At 43.4% G+C, this 19,249-nt stretch carries 19 protein-coding genes; 2 read left to right on the forward strand and 17 right to left on the reverse strand.

Annotation, left to right across the window (positions count from 1 at the left end; translation table 11 throughout):
- Window position 1: 1 nt before the first annotated feature.
- From ICN41_RS02885 to ICN41_RS02905, 5 genes are all read right to left on the reverse strand, one after another.
- Window positions 2–1,126: an FAD-dependent oxidoreductase gene (locus ICN41_RS02885; RefSeq protein ID WP_216291284.1), complete on the reverse strand. Its 1,125-nt coding sequence runs from the start codon at window positions 1,124–1,126 to the stop codon at window positions 2–4.
- Between the two features lie 57 nt (window positions 1,127–1,183).
- Window positions 1,184–1,945 carry a hypothetical protein gene (locus tag ICN41_RS02890; RefSeq protein WP_255537849.1) on the reverse strand — a complete coding sequence of 254 codons (762 nt, stop codon included), beginning with the start codon at window positions 1,943–1,945 and terminating at the stop codon, window positions 1,184–1,186.
- Window positions 1,946–1,965: 20 nt separating this feature from the next.
- Window positions 1,966–2,949 carry a tripartite tricarboxylate transporter substrate binding protein gene (locus tag ICN41_RS02895; RefSeq protein WP_216862264.1) on the reverse strand — a complete coding sequence of 328 codons (984 nt, stop codon included), beginning with the start codon at window positions 2,947–2,949 and terminating at the stop codon, window positions 1,966–1,968.
- A 76-nt stretch (window positions 2,950–3,025) separates the two neighbouring features.
- A complete protein-coding gene (locus ICN41_RS02900) occupies window positions 3,026–3,706 on the reverse strand; it encodes an RraA family protein (RefSeq protein WP_216291286.1) in 681 nt (226 codons plus the stop codon).
- A 21-nt stretch (window positions 3,707–3,727) separates the two neighbouring features.
- On the reverse strand, window positions 3,728–4,549 hold the full coding sequence (locus tag ICN41_RS02905) for an aspartate dehydrogenase (protein WP_216291287.1): 822 nt from the start codon (window positions 4,547–4,549) through the stop codon (window positions 3,728–3,730).
- Between the two features lie 275 nt (window positions 4,550–4,824).
- Here ICN41_RS02905 and ICN41_RS02910 point away from each other — a divergent pair, with 275 nt between their 5' ends.
- A complete protein-coding gene (locus ICN41_RS02910; protein WP_216291288.1) occupies window positions 4,825–5,451 on the forward strand; it encodes a hypothetical protein in 627 nt (208 codons plus the stop codon).
- Window positions 5,448–6,233 carry a DUF4239 domain-containing protein gene (locus ICN41_RS02915; RefSeq protein WP_216291289.1) on the forward strand — a complete coding sequence of 262 codons (786 nt, stop codon included), beginning with the start codon at window positions 5,448–5,450 and terminating at the stop codon, window positions 6,231–6,233. Before ICN41_RS02910 ends, ICN41_RS02915 begins: the two co-directional genes overlap by 4 nt.
- On the opposite strand, the gene ICN41_RS02920 is transcribed toward ICN41_RS02915, so the two are convergent.
- The 12 genes from ICN41_RS02920 to ICN41_RS02975 all read right to left on the reverse strand — a co-directional run bounded on the left by ICN41_RS02920 (window position 6,234) and on the right by ICN41_RS02975 (window position 19,245).
- Window positions 6,234–8,177, reverse strand: a complete 1,944-nt coding sequence (locus ICN41_RS02920; protein WP_255537850.1) for a potassium transporter Kup — start codon at window positions 8,175–8,177, stop codon at window positions 6,234–6,236.
- Window positions 8,178–8,246: 69 nt separating this feature from the next.
- Window positions 8,247–9,161: an alpha/beta fold hydrolase gene (locus ICN41_RS02925; protein ID WP_216291290.1), complete on the reverse strand. Its 915-nt coding sequence runs from the start codon at window positions 9,159–9,161 to the stop codon at window positions 8,247–8,249.
- Window positions 9,162–9,168: 7 nt separating this feature from the next.
- Complete coding sequence (locus tag ICN41_RS02930; RefSeq protein ID WP_216291291.1) at window positions 9,169–9,807, reverse strand: cytochrome b/b6 domain-containing protein; 639 nt, start codon at window positions 9,805–9,807, stop codon at window positions 9,169–9,171.
- Entirely contained in the window at window positions 9,804–10,262 is a 459-nt protein-coding gene (locus ICN41_RS02935) for a diheme cytochrome c (protein WP_255537851.1), read from the reverse strand. The genes ICN41_RS02930 and ICN41_RS02935 overlap by 4 nt, the downstream gene beginning before the upstream one ends.
- Window positions 10,263–10,269: 7 nt before the next feature.
- On the reverse strand, window positions 10,270–10,656 hold the full coding sequence (locus ICN41_RS02940) for a DUF1924 domain-containing protein (protein ID WP_216291292.1): 387 nt from the start codon (window positions 10,654–10,656) through the stop codon (window positions 10,270–10,272).
- A 119-nt stretch (window positions 10,657–10,775) separates the two neighbouring features.
- Complete coding sequence (locus tag ICN41_RS02945; RefSeq protein WP_216291293.1) at window positions 10,776–12,488, reverse strand: amidohydrolase; 1,713 nt, start codon at window positions 12,486–12,488, stop codon at window positions 10,776–10,778.
- A gap of 139 nt (window positions 12,489–12,627) precedes the next feature.
- Window positions 12,628–13,722, reverse strand: a complete 1,095-nt coding sequence (locus ICN41_RS02950; RefSeq protein WP_216291294.1) for a patatin-like phospholipase family protein — start codon at window positions 13,720–13,722, stop codon at window positions 12,628–12,630.
- Window positions 13,723–13,831: 109 nt separating this feature from the next.
- Complete coding sequence (locus ICN41_RS02955) at window positions 13,832–14,374, reverse strand: TIGR00645 family protein (protein ID WP_216291295.1); 543 nt, start codon at window positions 14,372–14,374, stop codon at window positions 13,832–13,834.
- A 96-nt stretch (window positions 14,375–14,470) separates the two neighbouring features.
- Window positions 14,471–15,793 carry an NAD(P)/FAD-dependent oxidoreductase gene (locus tag ICN41_RS02960; protein ID WP_216291296.1) on the reverse strand — a complete coding sequence of 441 codons (1,323 nt, stop codon included), beginning with the start codon at window positions 15,791–15,793 and terminating at the stop codon, window positions 14,471–14,473.
- Window positions 15,794–15,800: 7 nt separating this feature from the next.
- Window positions 15,801–16,922: a uroporphyrinogen decarboxylase gene (hemE, locus tag ICN41_RS02965; protein WP_216291297.1), complete on the reverse strand. Its 1,122-nt coding sequence runs from the start codon at window positions 16,920–16,922 to the stop codon at window positions 15,801–15,803.
- An 11-nt stretch (window positions 16,923–16,933) separates the two neighbouring features.
- Entirely contained in the window at window positions 16,934–17,902 is a 969-nt protein-coding gene (locus ICN41_RS02970) for a B12-binding domain-containing protein (protein ID WP_216291298.1), read from the reverse strand.
- A 122-nt stretch (window positions 17,903–18,024) separates the two neighbouring features.
- The gene (locus tag ICN41_RS02975; RefSeq protein WP_216291299.1) at window positions 18,025–19,245 is read right to left on the reverse strand and encodes a Coenzyme F420 hydrogenase/dehydrogenase, beta subunit C-terminal domain; all 1,221 of its coding nucleotides are present in this window, start codon (window positions 19,243–19,245) and stop codon (window positions 18,025–18,027) included.
- Window positions 19,246–19,249: the final 4 nt, after the last annotated feature.

Here is a 19,249-nt window from a genome sequence, read left to right on the forward strand (position 1 = left end):
GCTAACTTAATCCAAAAAACGTCTTAGCACCTTGAACAATAGTGTCAAACTCTTTTAGATTGGGCTTATCTGGGCTGCCGCCCTCAATAAAAGTACCTCCCATGACTCCAATATCTTGTGGTGATGAGTCTGGCAAGTGTTTTGGAAATAAGTAAAAAGAGCGTTCGACTTTTTGATCCATTTCGGTTTTACCTTCGCCAAAATAAACCAAAATCATGTAATTCATATTCTCCGGAATCTGATTTTTCAACATGATCAAATGACCTTGAACTGGAACAAGCGCTGGATCATTCGCCAACTCTCGTGAACCCAAACCACTGCAGTTAAAGATAAATCGTTGATTTAACTCATTAAAGGAATGGATCTTCTGTTGAATGATTTCAATATGGTGACGCTTCATGAATGTATGCAACTCTTCCATGAGAAGTGCAGTATTCATAAAGACGCCATCATCATAGACAACCATGGCACGAGTTGTGCCATTACCAAAGTCTAGGATGACATCCTTGGCCGGCCCCATGACTTTTCCAACATAGGGCTCTAGACCGGAGTCGTCTCGGCTACTAAAGTAACTAGGCACCTTACGAGCACCTTTTTTGAAATCTGCATTTTGATTATTGGCAATGCCATCATAGAAACGGTAGGCCTCTATTCCAATCTCATCAATGATCGCCTGCATCGCATGGTCGTTATCCATAGAGACTGGAGCTAATAGACCGCCCGCATAATGTGAGGGCAATGTTTTTAATTGCTCTGCATATATGGTGATATTGCTAAAGCCACGGTTAATCAGATCATATGCTGTAAAGAGGCCAATCAACCCCGCTCCAATAATAGCTATGGGAGTAGATTTATTCGATAGCTCAGCTCCAAAATCAGAATTGATTAATAGTGAATTAACGTACTTCGCAGATCCGGGCCCTAAAGTCCAACCACTTCCGCCATGCCCATAGTTATGAGCAATCACCTTACCCCCTTCTTGCACCACACTTAAATTGGGAGAGCCATGCTTCATGGGGCGATAACATAAGATCCTTTCGCCTAAATAGGCCTCCCCAATATTGGGAGGCGAGATTCTGCGAGTCTCGATAGCGGGTTTGTTATCTACAGAAGATGATGAAGTCATGTAATCCTTTAGTGATCTTCCAGTTCAGATAATGACTCAGAAAACGATATAAAAAATCTATATAAAAATTTGATTTACTGAACCTCGAAGGTCCATCTCAAAGTCAAGGCCAGCAACTGGCGGTCTAGCAAAATACCAATTAATACCGCATTGCATCCGCCCTGTTTTAGCAAAAACTTCTTCCGCCAAAGCGCCTATGTTATGAACTGAGTAGGCTTGAGCACTAGTAACATCTTTCCAATCAAAACCAAGGCTCATCAAACGTTGATTCATTTCATTTGTAACGAATTCCATTTTGACTCGCATCCCCGCCTCAGATGTATCGCCATAAGCCACTATACGCTCACGGTAAGACTCTGGACCTGATCTAGCATCACCACCGCCAGACAAGATAAAACTGTTTAAGCAGTCCGTATTACTTGGAACGGTAAAAGCAAATGAATACATACCAACCTCGGAAGGGCCAAAGTACTCAGGGCAAACATTGGTTCTAGCCACAGGGTTTCTAACAGGATTCCCCTGGGACTCTGCTTGATAGATTCCCCAGCGCTCTAAAGTACTTACATACTGTCGATTGAAGGCAATAAATCCTTGATCGTCAAATTGCTTTGGCGATCTCAGCTCACAATGCGCAAATGCAGTTAGGGGACGACCAATTTTTCCTAAATACTGCTCGATTCGAAGGAAAGCCTCTTGTATAGGCAGCACAGAACTGAACCTCGCTTGCACTAACTGGAAGCCAGGCTCAGCCGCTACACCAGCAGAATATTGAAAGACACTCGGAAGGTAGCGGTAGCCACCCTCTTTGAATACCAGCATGGGATACATAGATCGTCTTATTAGTCAGCCTGCATATTTGCAGACTTCACAATACGCTCGTATTTCAGAATTTCAGATTGAATATGCTCTTGGAATTTAGCGGGGGTACCACCAATAATCTCAATACCTCGGTCACCAAGGTTCTTCTTCACAGCAGGATCCTGCAAAGCCTTATTAACAGCTTGATTCATCTTATCTACGGCATCTTTAGTCATGCTGCTAGGAGCAACAATGCCATACCAAGAATCTGTTTCAAAGGTGGGGAATCCCTGCTCGGCAATGGTCGGAATTTCTGGCGCAAGTGGTGCACGAGTGAGATAGGTTGTGCCAATTGCCTTGATTTTTCCAGATTTAATGTAGGGCAAGAAATCAGGCAAATTTCCGAACATGAAATCCACGTTGCCCGCAATCAGATCGGTTAATGCTGGACCTTGGCCGCGATAAGGAATATGCACTACATAAATACCAGCCATCGATTTCAGCATCTCACCCGCAAAGTGAGCTGTTGTGCCATTTCCAAATGAAGCATAGGACAACTTCCCTGGATTTTTCTTGGCGTACTGCACCAATTCCTTCAAATTATTGACAGGCAAAGTAGATTTCACCGCCAAGACATTCGCTGTACGCGCCATGAGAACAACTGGCTGTAGGTCTCTTGTGGTGTTGTAAGGCAAAGATTTAATCAGAGATTGGTTCACAGTAAAACTATTAGCCACAGCCCCAACGGTCAAATTATCAGTTGCTTTAGCAGTGGCATCTACTCCAATCACAGTACCTGCGCCTGGCTTGTTATCCACAATCACTGGCGATCCTAAGGTCTTGGAAATATCTGGCGTAACCGTGCGAACTACAGAATCCAATGTACTAGCCCCACCAGGAAATGGGACAATGACCCTAACAGTTTGACCATTGGGCCAGTTCGTTTGCGCTGATGCACCAAAAGAAATTGCCCAAAACAACACTGCAATACTGCGAATCACAAAAGCTCGCTCAATCGTTGGCATAAGTAGTCCTTTTGAATTTCGGTGAGAAGATAAAACTCAGGCAAAAAATATCAGTAAAACAAACTCCCTTAAATCTTTAAACGTGGCCATACTTTTTCAAGGCATCTGCAAGACTCAAACCATTGGCAATATCGATCCGAATATTCTTTTCAATGGCTGTTAATCGCTCTGATTCAATCAAAACAGACTCAACATGCTCCACCGGGATCACAATCGCACCATCATCATCACACAAAATAAAATCGCCTGGTCTAACAATGACATTTCCGCCATCATGACCGCGCATATAAACAGGCACTTGACTCGCAGTTACCTTCCAGCGGCCGATAGATTGAACCGGAGTGCGATAGCAAGCAAATACAGGGAATTGATGCTCACCAATCCAACGAACATCTCTTATGCCGCCGTCAAGCAAAGCGCCAACTGAGCCACGCTCTTTCATGCCCAGCGCAATTAACTCGCCAAAATAGCAAATACCATTACCATCCCCACTCCAAACGCTAATCTCACCTGGTGAGATGGCTTGGCAAGCTGCCATCTTATCCGCGTCACCGCCCTGTGGATAAGGCGTCATTTGGCCGCGAATCGTATAAGCCCAACCCGCCATTCTTTTGCTTGTTTCTGGGTAAGGCCCAAACTGAGATGAAAGCCCCTGTTGCAGCAGATTCATATTATCGAGAACATCTGCGACGTTTGAGGTATCTACCTCTAAGTAACGAAGGCGTATCTCTTCTTTTTTTGCAGCAGTAAAAGTCATCTGTCTTCCTTTATTGTATTTTTAGGTTCCGACTTGGAATGTAGCCAACATCTTACGCAACATTGCCACAACGCTCTGCGCAACGATACGTCCTGTTTTTGGATTCTCTGATGGAATGTTTTCCATCTTCATGGAAAACTTAGCAGAATCTGAGTCGACTGTAATTGTGTGAGTATTCCTGACAACAGTTGGATCAGCCCAAATTTCCAAATGGGTTTTTTCAGGACCAACGCCCGCTAAGGCAAGCGCTACTACTACATTGAGGTTTGCAGGAAAACCTTTTGCAGCCTCTCTTGCATTACCAGAGAATACTTTTAATGGCTCCGTGAGTCCATCAACTGAAATATTGTTTTCAATGAGATGTGGGGCACCCTTTAAACCTAATGGCGGCTTGTTCGTAACCATTTTGACGGAGAAGATTTCTCCTTCCGCAGCTGCAATCATGGCATCCAAACCAATTAAAGCCCCTGTTGGGACCATGATGGTTCCGCCCGTGGTTTTTGCAAGCTCAATTAACTCAGGCTTAAATAGAATTGCGCCCACAGATAGAACGATGGCTTTTTTCTTAGCGCGCAAAAATGGGGCAATGATATCGCCCAGTAATTCAGCTGGTGCGCATTCAACAACGACATCGGCCTCAGGTTCTAGCTCGGATATTGATAAAACCTTGACTGGGTAGGCCAAGGTTTTAGTGAACTCTTTGGCTTTTTCCTGGTTTTTAGCCGAAACTGCCGTTAATACAACGCCAGGTACAACGCCGTCTGACAAACGGGTTGCCAAAGACTTTCCAATAGCTCCTAATCCAGCAATCGCCACACGAAGTGGCTTATTTGTTGATTCCATTCTTACTCGCTCAGTTAACTTCGATGTTCGTAATGAAATACAGGCCCAGACATCTATTGAACCTTGGCATTTCTCGTCTCCTACATGATGTATTTATTATTTAATGCACTAAATCCTATCAAGAATTCATGCCATTTTCAGCTTAATCGCACCTATTTTGGAGCGTTAAAATGAGTATAGCCCGATCGGCAATTTTGTGATCCTAGCGTATAGGAGGATTACCTATTCATGGATATCTTTGCTAATATGGCTTATTTGCCCCCGGGATAAGGCCAATGCTAGACGACGACAAGAAGCGAATAATCGAGGCCGAGGAGCGTTACCGCCGAGATATTAGCAAGAAGCTTGACTCTGACTGGTCCGCAACAGAAAAAAATGCCAAAAACTTAGGTAAAGATATTTGGGCCAAGCTCAGCGAAGTGCTGAATAGCAATTTTGGGATATGGCTCTTATCGTCGGTTTTTCTCTCAGGCGGCGCCGCCGTATATCAAATTACCCAGCATCACTATGAATCCAAGCTGAGCAAAGAAAAGGAAATCATTTCTTGTGAGTTTGAGATCGCTAATCGACTCAATAGTATGAAATTCTTACTCCTCCGATCCAAAACCATTGGAGATGCGCAGTTTGCACTGACGGGCATTACGAAAAGCTTTGGCGCGGTGACCCCTGATTATGAGCATGTCAATATCGCTATTCTCTATTTCAAGATTTATCAATTGACCGGATATCGCGACATGAAAATTGGCGAATCTGTTCGTGCACTTGAAGAAAAAAATCTATTAATACAGGGGCAAAATCCCAAAGTCTTGTTTAGCGAAGCCGATCGCAAGCAATTAATCGAGCTCATTGATACCCTCCACCAGTACGACGTCGAACTGATTCACAAACGAAATAAATCATGACCTATCTTTCTACTTTATCCGAAACAAGCCTACTCATCCTCATGCTGGTAGTCTCTACAGGCTTAAGCCTTTTAATCTTCTTTCTAATTCAAAAGTATTGCACCTGGTTAAGCATAAATGATGATGGAATTTTCGGCACCATCTTTGCCAACACCATGCCTACACTGGTTGGGTTTGTCTTTGCATTTGTGACTGTTGCTGCGTGGCAAAACTACAATTCTGTAAGTGACACGGTATCAAAGGAAGCGCATACCTTATTCAATCTTTATCAAATCATGGATGCCTATCCCAGTGAAACCAAGAAAGCTGGACAAGAAGAACTCATTAACTATGCCCAGGCGGTGATTGATCAAGAATGGCCCATTTTGAATCGACAGCAGTTTGATTTAAATGCATTTAAACGCCTCGATCGTATTAAACAAATTTTTGTTGGTCATAAACCTTCAAGCCTTGAGAGTACTGCGATACATAACGAAAGTCTCAGTTTGTTATCAGACTATACGGACTTACGTCGTAATCGAATTGAGAGTGCAAAATCATTTCTGGCAAAACCGATGTGGGCAGCGCTGATCATTTCAGCAGCGTTATTAATTCTCTTTTCTGCCCTCTTTAAAACAAAAAACATTCGCATTCATGCAGTGATGATTGCCTTGGTTGGTGGATCACTTGGCGTGATGTTCTTTCTTTTAGTCATCTATAACAACCCATTTTGGGGGCCGAGCGCGATAGAACCCACTCCATTCAAGAAGACACTGGAGTCGATATCCATTATTAAAAGATAGTTAGATCCTAATTTTGGTCACGAATTCCATTAATCCATTTACTGGAATTTTAAAAAAATCAGATTGACGGGCTGAGTTCTTCAGCATCCAGCTAAAGATAGTCTCTCGCCAAAGAGACATGCCCGATAACTCCTCCGGAGAAATAGCATCCCGAGAAACAAAAAAGGATGTGTCAGATAAGTCAAATTGCAAATCCAGTTTGGCAGCAATCAATTTGAGAATTTCCTGCATATCAGGGGATTCATTAAATCCAAATACCGCCCTCACAAGATGAATATTTTTCCCCAACTCCACTGAGCTTATGCGCTCACTATCTTTAATATAAGGAACATCCCAAGTCACGATATTTAAAAAGAATATTCGCTCATGGATAACGTGGTTATGTTTAATATTATCTGTAAATGCAATGGGCACAAATTCAATGTGTGAGTTTAGATAGACTGCTGTACCTGCAACCTGAGTAGGTGGGTTTTTCAATAAAGCAGTAACAAATACATCTAACTTAACCCCGTCTTTTTTCACAATACTTTCTACGATTTTCTTCCCTTGATACCAGGTGATAAAGAAGAAGAAACAGACTCCGCCCACAAGCAATGGAAACCATCCACCATCAGCCACTTTAGCGGCATTTGCAATGAAAAACGTAGAGTCAATTGTCAAGAATAGCCCGATGATGAGTGTCACCAAGATTCGATTCCATTTCCAAAAATATTGCATCACTAGCCACACCAAAATGGTTGTAGCAATCATGGTGGTAGTGACGGCAATTCCATAGGCAGCGGCTAGATTATCTGCAGACTTGAAGACCAAGACCAAGCCCACCACGACAACAAATAAAGTCCAATTGACGATCGGTATATATATTTGACCAATCTGGCTATCTGAGGTGTGGCGAATATTCATACGAGGAATAAAGCCAAGTTGTATGGCCTGGCTGGTCATTGAAAATGCGCCTGAAATCACTGCTTGTGATGCGATGACGGTAGCAATCGTGGCTAAGATTACCAAAGGAAATACAAATGCTTTTGGCACCATTAAGAAGAAAGGATTACTCACAGCGGCGGGATTTTGCAGCAGCATTGCCCCTTGCCCAAAGTAATTTAATAAGAGGCAAGGCATGACTAAAAAGAACCAAGCAAATCGAATGGAACGACTCCCAAACTGTCCCATGTCGGCATAGAGCGCTTCTGCACCTGTAAGTACCAGAAAAACAGCTCCAAGCACTATAAATCCTTGGGCTGAGTACTCTCTCATGAAATGAATGGCGTGGAATGGACTTACTGCACCCAAAATGACTGGGTTTTGCATTAGTTGATACAGACCCATGAGTCCGATTACTAAAAACCACAGAATCATGATGGGGCCAAATAAATTACCAACCATGCCGGTACCTTTTTTCTGAATCAGAAAAAGTCCAAAAAGAATGGCGAGGGATATCGGTAAAACGTAATCCGCTAGTCCTGCTGATAAGACCTCTAGTCCTGCAACTGCCGATAAGACGGAGATGGCTGGAGTAATAATTGCATCACCATAAAACATACTTGCCCCAAAGATGCCCATCACAATAATGAAAGTGGCATGCTTTGAACCTTTCGGCACCGTTTTTAGTGCCAGAGCCATGAGGGCTAAAATTCCACCTTCGCCATTGTTGTCAGCCCGCATGACAAGAACAACATACTTTAATGAGACAACAATGATGAAGGACCACAAGATCATTGAAAGAATGCCGAACATAGCATTTGGGCTAAATGGGATGCCATGATCTGAGCTAAAACACTGCTGCAATGCATACAAGGGGCTAGTTCCAATATCGCCAAATACAACCCCTGTTGCAGCAACCATGATGGAGATCAAGGACCCTTTTTTTAAATCCCCATTCTTCACGCTTAATTCTATTGGCGGCAAAAGGCTGGCTGGTTTATTGGTTTGCATCGTATTCGGCATTGAGAGCCTTCGAGGTGAATTATTCCGAAGGAGACAGCATAACTGAAACTTGATGTGCTGTTTAGATTATTACTTACCGAGGGTAGGCCCTTGCCAGGATTCCAAGAAAGACCTATAAAGACTGGCCATCTCTACCGGCTTTTCAAGCATGATTAAATGCGAGGCATTCGCGATGGAATAAGAAGTTGGTTTCTGAAATTTCTTATCCAAGAGAGGTCTTCCTGCAATATTGAAGATGCCATCCTCTACACCCCAGACAATAAAGGCAGGTTTAGGAAATTTATTGACAGCTTCTAATGCATTGAGATCGAGATTAACAATATTCCATACTTTTTGATAATGTAGATTATTGACGGTGTACTCCCGCAGAATTTGTTGCTTAACTCCATCTGGAATGATGGGTGGCTTAGCGAATAGAAAGCTCATCTCTAAATCGAATTGGGTATTCGTAGTCGGAATAAATGGATTCACACCCCCGACTATGGCATTGCGCACTTGAGGACTCCACCCAATAATTCCCAGTGGTGCCCCAATGAATCCCAAACTCAAAACTTCTGTTGGGTATTGAGTGCTATAAATTGCTGCAATAGCCCCACCCATTGAATTACCAGCAATATGCAGCGGGGGTATTCCTAACTTGCGAACAAAGAGGTGGAGTAAGTCAGCTTCATTAGTTAATTGATAGTCTTCAATTGCAAAACCCGTGCTCTGGCCATAACCAGGCAGATCGGGTGCGTAAACCATAAACCCCGCATCTGATAACTCACAGGCAAAATCTGCCCATTGCTCCTTTTGAGCAAATAGCCCATGAAGCAATAGGACCGGCTGCCCAGCTCCCATCTTGAAATACTTGATCGAACCTTTTTCAAGAGTCACCGCCTTCTCAACCACTTCACATGAGGGTGCTGCATTTTGCGCGTATACATGAACGCTGCATAAAGCAATCAATAAAAAAGTAGTCAGCTTAAAGTAAATAGTTTTCATATCAGACTTACTGAGTTAAAGCAGGCAAAGAGCCACTCACAACCATATAGAAGCAATAGACCCAAGCCAAAATAAGCAATACCCCAATGAAATACTGCGGAAACCGAATGCCCTGCTCAGGCATTCCTTGCTTCTTGCCGCTAACCATGGCTCTTACTAAGTTTTCTTTTTGAAGCAAGCTCATGATGATAGCAGCGGCAATATGAATAATCACTAATGCCAAGGCTAGACTCGAAATTGCCTCATGCGCACCGCTCATGAAATCCCCAAGAAATTCTTTCACGCTCCAGTAACCACTTAATCCAATCAATAAAATCATGAACATCAGACCGAGCATCACAATCCCGCCCACAGGGTTATGCCCAGGATTGCTCTCTTGATGACCACTTAAAACGCCACTAAAGTGCTCCAGCATTGCTTTTGGACCCTTCACAAATTGGGTAAAACGGGCATATCTAGTGCCAATCAAGCCCCAGACCAGCCTAAACAGCACTAGAGCACAGGCAGAATATCCAAATGCGTAGTGAATCATCTGGAGTCGCTCGGTTTCAGAAGTAAGCCAAGCACCAGCAAAACAAATCACTAAGAGCCAATGAAAAACTCGGGTTGGAATATCCCAAACTAAGATAGTTTGCTTATCAGTCATTTTTTAGGTATCGCAATATTCTTTTCACTAAAAATGCCTTCGGCAGCCGTGGTATGGCAAGCACCACAGTTAGCTGGGCTCTTGATGCCGGCTCGCTTCCAGACATCCGCTTTTATCTCATCATGCTCACGAATAAACCAGGAGGTCTTGCTTATCCGATTCTCTGGTGCTGTCTCACTATATTTTTGTTTAGTGGCTGCATTTTTCTTCAACCAGATAGTAATTTCTGATTTCTCTTTTTCATCAATACTGGCATCTGTACCAAAATGTTTGCTAAGCCCACTCATGACATTTTGCCAACTCTTTTCACTTAGTAATCCCGGCGGGTATGCCATATGACAACTGGCACATTCGGCATCATAAGATTTAGGCATATCGGATGGCATAGGCATTTTGGCAGCAATGGCTGGACCTACTAATAAAACAGCAAACAAGAATGTAAATACACTTTTCATTGGAATCTCACTTCACCGTCATTAGCCAGGCTAACACATCAGCCTTTTCTTGTGCATTACATTCGCGCCCAAGGACATCATTGCAATTACGCTTAAACCACTTATCTACCTTAGCTTCATCCGTAAAGCGTGCAGGATTTGCTGAAGGTGCAAGAGGTTTAATCACCTTGCCGGTGACAATATGCTTGGTATCGTGATTTGGAGGGGTTTCATGACAAGAGGCACAATTCCATTCCTTGCCATGCTTTGCATTAAAGAACTGCTCGCCTCGGGCTATAGATGCCTTACCTGATTGAGCCTCATAGGTCTTTAAAAAATCTTGTGGCGTAGCTGCTTGAACCAATCCAGCTACCATCCATAAGCCAATTACCAGTAATTCTTTTTTAATGCACATTCATCATCTCCACAGAACCTACCCCTCTAGTATGCGCCTATAGAAATAGCTGCAGATGAATACATGAATAATTTACTCAAGCTTACAAGAAGCTTGAAATACTACAGTTTTAATAAGTTTTACCAGCTCACTTGCTTGCCATCAATCCAAGTTTCTTTTACTTTAATATTACGAATATCAGCCGGTGGAGTCTTGCGAGGATTCTTCTCGAGCACCACTAAATCAGCTTGCTTGCCAACTTCTAAACTACCAACGATATTGTCGGCAAAGATTTGGTATGCGGCATCGATGGTGATCGCTCGAATGGCGTCATCAACAGTCACTGTTTGGGTTGGCCCAAGCACTTTTTGAGGAGGCAACTGCCATAAGCGCGTCACTTCTTCGCTGACATAATTCAAAGGTCCCACATTCGAGACTGGCGAATCACTATGCAGAGTAAATTTACCGCCAGCCCGCTTGAAGTCTCCAGCAGGGTCAATACGCTTAGCCCTCTCAGGCCCTATGATGTGATCATGAAACGCAGCACCCCAGTAATTCACATGGCCAATAGTAAAACTAGGAATCACTCCTAACTGAACTGCCTTTTTCACTTGTGACTCATGGTTAACAGTAAAGTGCTCGATGCGTAAACGACGCTCTTGCGGCTTTGGATTGCCTGCTAATAACTTAGAGTAACTATTTAATGCCTGATCAATCGCCTTATCGCCATTAGAGTGTGAAGAAATTTGCCAGCCTTGATCGAAATAGGATTTCATGGATGCATAAATCTCTGCATCTTTGTAATTAAGCGCCCCACTCCACTTAGAACCCTTAGGATAGCTATAGGGATCATTGAGTGCGGCAGTTAAGCCTTGGGTGGAGCCATCAGTAATGTATTTAATACCAATAAATCGTAACTTATCGTCGCCGTCATTGGGTTTGATTGTGTTGTAGCCAGCAGGTAAGGCCTGACTAAATAAGTATCCTCTGACTCTAATAGGCGAGGCATTCTTTGCAAAAATATTTTTGTAAATAGCGATCTCTTTATCCACCCCAAAATTACCGCCAACACTCATCTCTGATGCGCTTGTTACTCCAGTTGAGGCCATTTTTTTCATAGTTCCCTGAACGGCAGAAAACAACTGGGCTTCACTAGGATTTGGCATTTTTGCCATGAATGGTAAAAAGCTTGGTGGCTCTATCAGCTTACCGGTGAGCTTACCCTTGGCATCTTTTACATATACTCCCCCACCAGCAGGATTTGGGGTTTTATCTGTAACGCCAGCAAGCTCTAGAGCCTTGTGATTGACGTAAGCGATATGACCTGACTGATTGACGATGAAGATAGGAACATCTTTAGAAACTTTATCCAATTCATCAGCAGTTAATTCAGCCATAAATGGAGTGGTCCTTGATGGATCTACTCCAAATCCAAATAGCCAGCCTCCAGGCGGCACATTTTTTAGGCCAGCCTTAAGCTTCTGACTCAATGTATCCAGGGTGTCATAGGGCAAAGTAAAGTTACTTAAATTCAGTCCAAGACCTTCGAATACTGCAGTCAACATAATGTGTACATGTGGCTCAACAAAGCCCGGCATGAGAGTTTGGCCCTTCAGATCAATGAGCTTAGTAGATTTAGATTGCCACTGCTTTGTAATGGCATCTTTCTTTCCTAGGGCAACAATCTTTCCGTTTTGCACTGCTAGCGCATCCACCTCTTCATTCTTAGCATTCACCGTCACAATGGGGCCGCCAAAGAAAATGGTATCCGCATTAGAGTCAGCAGCATTCACTAATGGATTTAGCACCAGCATGCAACACGCAGCGAGAGTGGATCTGAGAAATAAAGTCATCAATGAACTCCGTAAGGTAAAAACCGCAAATAATTAACTCTCATCATAGTGGATGAGAGTCTATTTTTATAATTGAAGGGCTCTGGCAGTCATCAGAATATTATGGGACTGATTAATAAGCGCTCAGTGAATAAATATACTAAGCCCAAAATTCTTTAATTTTTGAAGCCTCTACTTTAGCTCGTTGATACCCTATCCGCAACGCGCCTGCAATCTGTTTTGGGTCAAGGAGGTTTAATCCTGGAGGGGTACCCGCAACAATCCAGAGCACTTTTGTACCCGTGGCTTCCACATCTTTTATGTTTTGAGCAATAGGATGTGGAATATTGGTCAAGATTGCACCTGTTACTCCATCAGTTAATGTAATAACTAAGGTTCTTTTAGAGCCAGCCACCACATCGATATGAGCAGGATTAGAACAAATACCGCCGTCCATTACATAACGTTGCCCCAATAGGGTTGGACCATCAACCCCTGGTAGCGAGCTACTGGCAGCTGCACCGTGCGCCAAGGGAATATTATTTTTTCTAGCAACGTCTTGGCCAATAACCAATCTCTCTCCTGAATAGCAATCAATCCCGGTTGTAAACATCCGAGCAGTAGGCCAATCTTTTTTACTATCCCCAGTTAAGAGAGCTGCAAGCTGCTCAATACGACTACCATTTAATTTATTGTCAGCAGCCAATGCCGCTGCACCAATAATTTGGCGAGTTTTAGTACTACCATCTACCGCACTCATATTGATTTGAGCTGCGCGCATCTGACTCAGATTGGGACTGGTGACGGGCGCAATCTTAGCTAAGATTTGTGGAAACTTTCCAAAGAAATCGAACTCAGCACGTAAGCGACCAAACTCCCCGGACAATAGTGAGGAGCCCATGTATGCACCTGCAGACGTACCAACAACCATCTCAGGAATATTGGCCATATCTAAACCTGCCTCGTATAGACCATGAAAGAATCCGCAATACCAAGCAATGTAATACTCTCCGCCGCCGCCAAGCACCATGGTCCGATCAAGTCCTTTGGCCAACTTTGATACCGTGGGCTTACTAGCAATCGGAACAGATAAACCATCTTTAGAGAATAATTTTTGAGAAATATCAGCTGCTGCAGCTTCAAGCTTAGCTTCTGAATTTGAAATGGCATGAGATGTTGGAATACTCATGCCCGAGCCACCAACTACTGCTGCCGTACCTGCGACTGTTGTTTTCAGAAAATGACGTCGAGACATTGCCTACCTTTTTAAAAGACTCTCGATCAATATATCACCCCATGAAAAGGGGCTATGTGACAAAAATTTTAAGACCTTACCTTAAGCAACCTGTATGTGCAACTACTAATTAATGGTTTTTATGGGCCGAAGTTACCAACTTTTCAGTGTAGGCAATTGCCACTGCTGAAAGCACAAAGGTGATATGTATCAAGGTTTGCCACATCAGGGTTTTTTCATCATATGAAGCAGCATTAATAAACGTTTTTAGCAAATGAATTGATGAGATACCAATGATGGCCGTTGCCAACTTCACCTTCAGCACGCCGGCATTGACATGTGACAACCACTCAGGTTGATCTGGGTGGTTCTGCAACTCCAATCGAGAAACAAAGGTCTCCCAACCACCCACAATGACCATAACCAATAAGTTAGAGATCATCACCACATCAATTAAACCTAACACAATGAGCATCAATGCCGTTTCAGTGATGGTCTTATTGGCCATCATGCTCATGAGATGAACTAGCTCTAACCAAAACTGCCAAACATAGACGCCTTGAGCAACAATAAGGCCAATATATAAGGGCGCCTGTAACCAGCGGGACATAAATATCCAACGCGGTAATGGACGTAATTTTTTGTCTATATAGGTTTGTTTATCGTCATTCATGATGAGATTCTATCCCTGTTTTCGTTCTGGGTTTACCCACTCAATACTTGGTAATTAGATCATGATTTTAAGCTTGCGGGTAAGTGGAACCCAGCACTAATGCAGCTTGACGATAGAGTGGGTCCTGCGATGAATCGATCGACTCAAAGTATCCAGAAAAACTTTAAACCAACCATGCAGAGCTAGTTGATGCATTTTATACAGGCTGACATACATCATCTTGGCAAAGAGTCCTTCAACCATGAGGCTCCCACCAATGAGGCCACCCATCATGCTCCCCACACTACTGTATTCTCCAAGCGACACTAAGGAACCAAAGTCTTTATATTTATATGGCTTGAGAGCTTGATTATTCATAATCCGGTTAATTTGCTTATACAAGTGCGTTGCTTGCTGATGAGCTGCTTGGGCCCGTGGTGGAACAATGCCGCCTTTGCCATTATTTGCCTCAGGCCAGGGACATGCAGCACAATCACCGATCGCAAAGATATTGGGATCTAATGTGGTCTGTAAGGTTGGCAAGACTACAAGCTGGTTAACATGATTAGTCTCCAGACCCCCAATACCCTTGAGGAAATCAGGCGCCTTAACTCCTGCAGCCCAAACAATCAACTCCGCTGGTACCTCAACACCATTGGCAAGCACAACTTTATCTGCCTCAACTTTTTGTACCTTGGCATTTGTCATTACTTCAACACCCAGATCAGACAATAATTTATCTGCCGCAGTGGATATACGTGGTGAAAGCGCTGGCAATATTTGAGGGGCAGCCTCAATTAAAGCAACCTTTAAATCTTTTTCAGGATCTACCCTATCCATTCCGAAAGAAATGATGGCGCGAGTAGTGCGATGTAGCTCAGCGGCGAGCTCAACACCGGTTGCCCCTGCTCCAATAATGGCAACCTTTAATTGATGGGGGGCTAAGGGAGTAGTCTGCGCTTGTGCTCGTAGGCAAGCATTCACTAAGCGGAGATGGAATCGTTTCGCATCTCCCATCGACTCGAGTCGTTGAGCATATTGTTGGACGCCCTGTGTACCAAAGTCATTGGTTAAGCTACCAATTGCAATGACTAATGTGTCATAAGAAATAGTTTGCATTGGAGTAACCAATTCACCTGAATCATCAACATAAGCAGATATTTGAATTTGCTTCTTTTCTCGATCAATACTAGTTAGCTCACCCATGCGGAATTTAAAATGATGCCAATGCGCTTGGGCAATGTAATCTAACTCTTGATCCGCCAGATCCATTGATCCAGCCGCCACTTCATGTAATTTAGGCTTCCAGATATGCGTTCTATTTTTATCAACCAAGGTCACTTGAACTTTATTTGCATTGAAGCGATCTCCCAGCTTAGTAGCCAACTCCAGTCCGCCAGCACCCCCACCTACGATAACGATTCGATGTGCGTGAGACATATTTACCCTAAACCTTTGAAAGTCTTAGCTCTGTTGAGCATTGTTTAACCTTAGCAACCAAAGCCGCCACATTATCCGGCGGTGTGAATTGACTAATACCATGACCTAAATTAAAAATATGTCCATCTAGCGGATTGCCATTCTTGACCTGTGCACCCGATAAATTATCGAAGCATCGTTGGATTCTATCCTCAATTTCCTTCGGATTCGACAGCAGAATTGAGGGATCGAGATTTCCTTGAATGGCAATTGGCTCATTCGTTGCTTGATTGATGACCTCACGCGCCCTAGCCAAATCAATGGTCCAATCCAAACCCAATACGTTTGCGCCTGAAAGCGCAATATCATTTAGCCAAATACCCCCACCCTTGGTAAATAAAATGATGGGTACTGAATCATATTGAGGCTTACTTCGTAAGTTTTGAATAATGTTGGACATCGGCTCAAGAGAATATTTCAGATAATCTGAGCTCGTTAATAAACCGCCCCAAGTATCAAAAATCATGACCGCCTGCGCACCAGCATCTATTTGCAAAGATAAGTATTCAGTTACGGAATGCACATTAATATCCAGGATCTTCTGCATGAGATCCTGGCGGTCATAGAGCATCTTCTTAGCGCTTGCAAAGTCGCGCGAACCGCCACCTTCAATCATGTAACACGCTAATGTCCATGGACTTCCAGAAAATCCAATTAATGGAACTTGCTGCTTGCCATTGGAACTAAGCGCCTTTGCAATCGAGCTTACCGAGTCAAATACATACTGCAACTGATCCATATCAGCTTGATGTAATTTATTGACCTCGGATTCAGAACTTAAAGGTCTTGCAAATCGTGGTCCGTCCCCATTTTCAAAAGAGAGGCCCAAGCCCATTGCGTCTGGGATGGTTAAGATGTCGGAGAATAAGATCGCTGCATCAAGACCAAAACGATCGATCGGCTGGAGTGTTACTTCGGTTGCGTATTCAGGATTTTTCGCTAGATCCAAAAAACTCCCAGCTTTAGCCCTGGTAGCGCGGTACTCTGATAAATAGCGACCGGCCTGACGCATTAACCAAACTGGGGTTCGCTCAGTCTTTTGGCTAAAACAAGCTCTAATAAATAAATCGTTCTCTAGCTGAACTGCCATAACTTGCTAAATTAAATTTTGCGCAATCGCTCAACGTAGAAAGTAGCCTTTTCGAGCGCATCTGCAGCATCAATTCCAACCATATCAGCACCGAGAGTATCAACAAGTTCAGGAAATTGATTAAATACCGGGCTGCCTATGATGACGCCAACATGCGGATTTTTTGATTTGGCTTTGATACTTTTAATTAATTCCTTCAACTGCGGAAACTGCTCTCGCACACTGGCTGATAAACCTACAACATCAAACCATTCATTTGCAGACATGGCAATAATTTCTTCTTCGGTAGCAGCCAACTCACCCCAAATGCGCCATCCAGCTCTAGCAAAGAATTCAGAAACCATAAACAGACCTAAATTGTGCTGAGATCCAGGCAACGGCACCAGCATGATGCTAGAGCCTGTTTTATTTTGTTCAGCGTACTGCTGAAATACAGGACTTAAGTCATACATCAACTGCTTAATACGCCACAGTGCAATGGTGACCTCAGTAAAGCTCGATTCATCCTCTTCCCACATTTGCCCTAATTTTCTAGCGACCGGGGTTAACAAAAGCAGGTAAATATCTTCTAAGCTGGTTCCGGAAGTATGAATGGTCTTTACATAAGTTACTGAAGTGCGTGCATCCTCCTGGAGAACTAATTGAGTTAATTCTGAAATCCTTGTTTCATCAATAATTGCTTTTGCCAGCAAGTCCTCAGGAATCGATGATTCAAGATGCCGCTCAATGATGTGAGGGAGTATCTTCCCTTCGATGGTTTTGACCAGGGATTCTAGGTACTCAGCCTCTGTACAGGCCTTTTCAAGCGGGTGGGTTTCTTGTTCTTTTTTAAAGTTGGCTGTAGTAGGCGCGCTAGATACCAAACAGTCACTCCACATGCTATCCGCTACCTTGGATGACTGTTGATTTCCTTCTTTAAAGTCTTCCTGCTTGGATTTCTTCTTAAATCCTGCAATGCTCACCAGCCGAGATAAATTCATGAACATCACTAGATCAAGACACGGCATCAAAAAAGAATTTTTTGAAAAATACCGTGGCTGCCTAAGAGCCTCTTTATTGGAATCCTTACTTTATAGATTCTTTCCAACAAATGCACAAACGATTAACTGTAGGTGCTTTCCCTAGAGTCCTTTAATTCCTCTTTTCTGGGCTCCAAACCGTATGTCCGTACAAGTTTCCATACATGGGACGGGACCATATTCTTGATTTTGTGCGGCGCAGTACTGCGTAGATGAATAACTGACTCGATTGCTTTCATCTCAATTCTGGCTTTTGCAAACTCGAGACCACGGGGACCAAACCTGGGCATGACCCAGGCAAAAATGCTTCTCAAGAAATTAGGCATTCGTTGAAGAGGTAAGCCTCCCGCAGCCAATTCCACATTTTTCATGAAGCCCTTTACTGGGCCCAAACGATTGCCCGCTGACTCCAGGGCTTCCAGAAGAATTTCAGGCTCCAATAACTTGGCCATTTCTTGGCCTCTCTCATTGCGAATGATCAGCCACTGCTCTCCCGTACCGGCCATATACCCAACAGTAATATCCGAAAGAGAATTGACATAGTCAACGCAAGTTTTACAAGTGGTTGGGAAAAAGTCTTTTGGTAAATCTGAAAGGGGCAATTTGAGAAAAGGAATCTCTTGAATGCGACCATCTGAAAAGCGCAGCTCAACATGGTAGTTCGCTTTAAATTCTAAATAGGTAATCTCTTCTGGTTTTTGCGATAGCAAACCTAAGAAGTGATGAAAATTTTCTGTTGTGGTGTTGTCTGAACAGGGAGAACCAATAATTAATAGTTTTTCGAAATCCAACTCTTTCTCAAGAGCTCTAGCTGCATAAACCTGACACGGAATACCGACCATTGCCACTCTTTGATATCCAAGATCCTTAGCTTGCTCAAGATATTGAACAATGGGTGCGTAGCCCATTTTCATTCCTCTACATACCTGCATATCCTCTGCTCTGCTAATGATGACAGGCTGTGGTCTCCATTTATCTTCAGGATCAGAGGACATCGCGATGACTGCATCCACAATCCCTTGCTCCAATAGCACCTCACATAATCGAGTGATGATGCCAGTCCATTGCGCTCCCTCTAATGGCTTTTTAAGGCTCGCCCGATACATTTGTAAATAGGTGCCAAAAAAGACTTCATCTGAATCCCCCATCTCACGAACTCGTCCATGAGTAGTAATTTCAAATTGAGGATAGTTGGGCTGAATGAATTGACAAGCAGTTGCGCAACGCTTAGGTTGCTTGGTTCTAGAGACCCCGCAATCGGTACATAGATCACGATATGGGGCAATCTCGATTGTCTCCATCATCGTC

It is taken from the genome of Polynucleobacter sp. 15G-AUS-farblos, assembly GCF_018882445.1.
Taxonomy (GTDB): domain Bacteria; phylum Pseudomonadota; class Gammaproteobacteria; order Burkholderiales; family Burkholderiaceae; genus Polynucleobacter.

What these genes read in the sequence shown, in the direction of transcription:
- ICN41_RS02885 (WP_216291284.1), bottom strand. Translation starts at nt 1,126, where the DNA reads ATGACTTCATCATCTTCTGTAGATAACAAACCCGCTATCGAGACTCGC.
- ICN41_RS02905 (WP_216291287.1), bottom strand. Translation starts at nt 4,549, where the DNA reads ATGGAATCAACAAATAAGCCACTTCGTGTGGCGATTGCTGGATTAGGA.
- ICN41_RS02955 (WP_216291295.1), bottom strand. Translation starts at nt 14,374, where the DNA reads ATGAATGACGATAAACAAACCTATATAGACAAAAAATTACGTCCATTA.
- ICN41_RS02935 (WP_255537851.1), bottom strand. Translation starts at nt 10,262, where the DNA reads ATGAAAAGTGTATTTACATTCTTGTTTGCTGTTTTATTAGTAGGTCCA.
- ICN41_RS02895 (WP_216862264.1), bottom strand. Translation starts at nt 2,949, where the DNA reads ATGCCAACGATTGAGCGAGCTTTTGTGATTCGCAGTATTGCAGTGTTG.
- ICN41_RS02925 (WP_216291290.1), bottom strand. Translation starts at nt 9,161, where the DNA reads ATGAAAACTATTTACTTTAAGCTGACTACTTTTTTATTGATTGCTTTA.
- ICN41_RS02970 (WP_216291298.1), bottom strand. Translation starts at nt 17,902, where the DNA reads ATGAATTTATCTCGGCTGGTGAGCATTGCAGGATTTAAGAAGAAATCC.
- ICN41_RS02940 (WP_216291292.1), bottom strand. Translation starts at nt 10,656, where the DNA reads ATGTGCATTAAAAAAGAATTACTGGTAATTGGCTTATGGATGGTAGCT.
- ICN41_RS02900 (WP_216291286.1), bottom strand. Translation starts at nt 3,706, where the DNA reads ATGACTTTTACTGCTGCAAAAAAAGAAGAGATACGCCTTCGTTACTTA.
- ICN41_RS02920 (WP_255537850.1), bottom strand. Translation starts at nt 8,177, where the DNA reads ATGCCGAATACGATGCAAACCAATAAACCAGCCAGCCTTTTGCCGCCA.
- hemE (WP_216291297.1), bottom strand. Translation starts at nt 16,922, where the DNA reads ATGGCAGTTCAGCTAGAGAACGATTTATTTATTAGAGCTTGTTTTAGC.
- ICN41_RS02930 (WP_216291291.1), bottom strand. Translation starts at nt 9,807, where the DNA reads ATGACTGATAAGCAAACTATCTTAGTTTGGGATATTCCAACCCGAGTT.
- ICN41_RS02915 (WP_216291289.1), top strand. Translation starts at nt 5,448, where the DNA reads ATGACCTATCTTTCTACTTTATCCGAAACAAGCCTACTCATCCTCATG.
- ICN41_RS02975 (WP_216291299.1), bottom strand. Translation starts at nt 19,245, where the DNA reads ATGATGGAGACAATCGAGATTGCCCCATATCGTGATCTATGTACCGAT.
- ICN41_RS02945 (WP_216291293.1), bottom strand. Translation starts at nt 12,488, where the DNA reads ATGACTTTATTTCTCAGATCCACTCTCGCTGCGTGTTGCATGCTGGTG.
- ICN41_RS02910 (WP_216291288.1), top strand. Translation starts at nt 4,825, where the DNA reads ATGCTAGACGACGACAAGAAGCGAATAATCGAGGCCGAGGAGCGTTAC.
- ICN41_RS02960 (WP_216291296.1), bottom strand. Translation starts at nt 15,793, where the DNA reads ATGTCTCACGCACATCGAATCGTTATCGTAGGTGGGGGTGCTGGCGGA.
- ICN41_RS02890 (WP_255537849.1), bottom strand. Translation starts at nt 1,945, where the DNA reads ATGCTGGTATTCAAAGAGGGTGGCTACCGCTACCTTCCGAGTGTCTTT.
- ICN41_RS02950 (WP_216291294.1), bottom strand. Translation starts at nt 13,722, where the DNA reads ATGTCTCGACGTCATTTTCTGAAAACAACAGTCGCAGGTACGGCAGCA.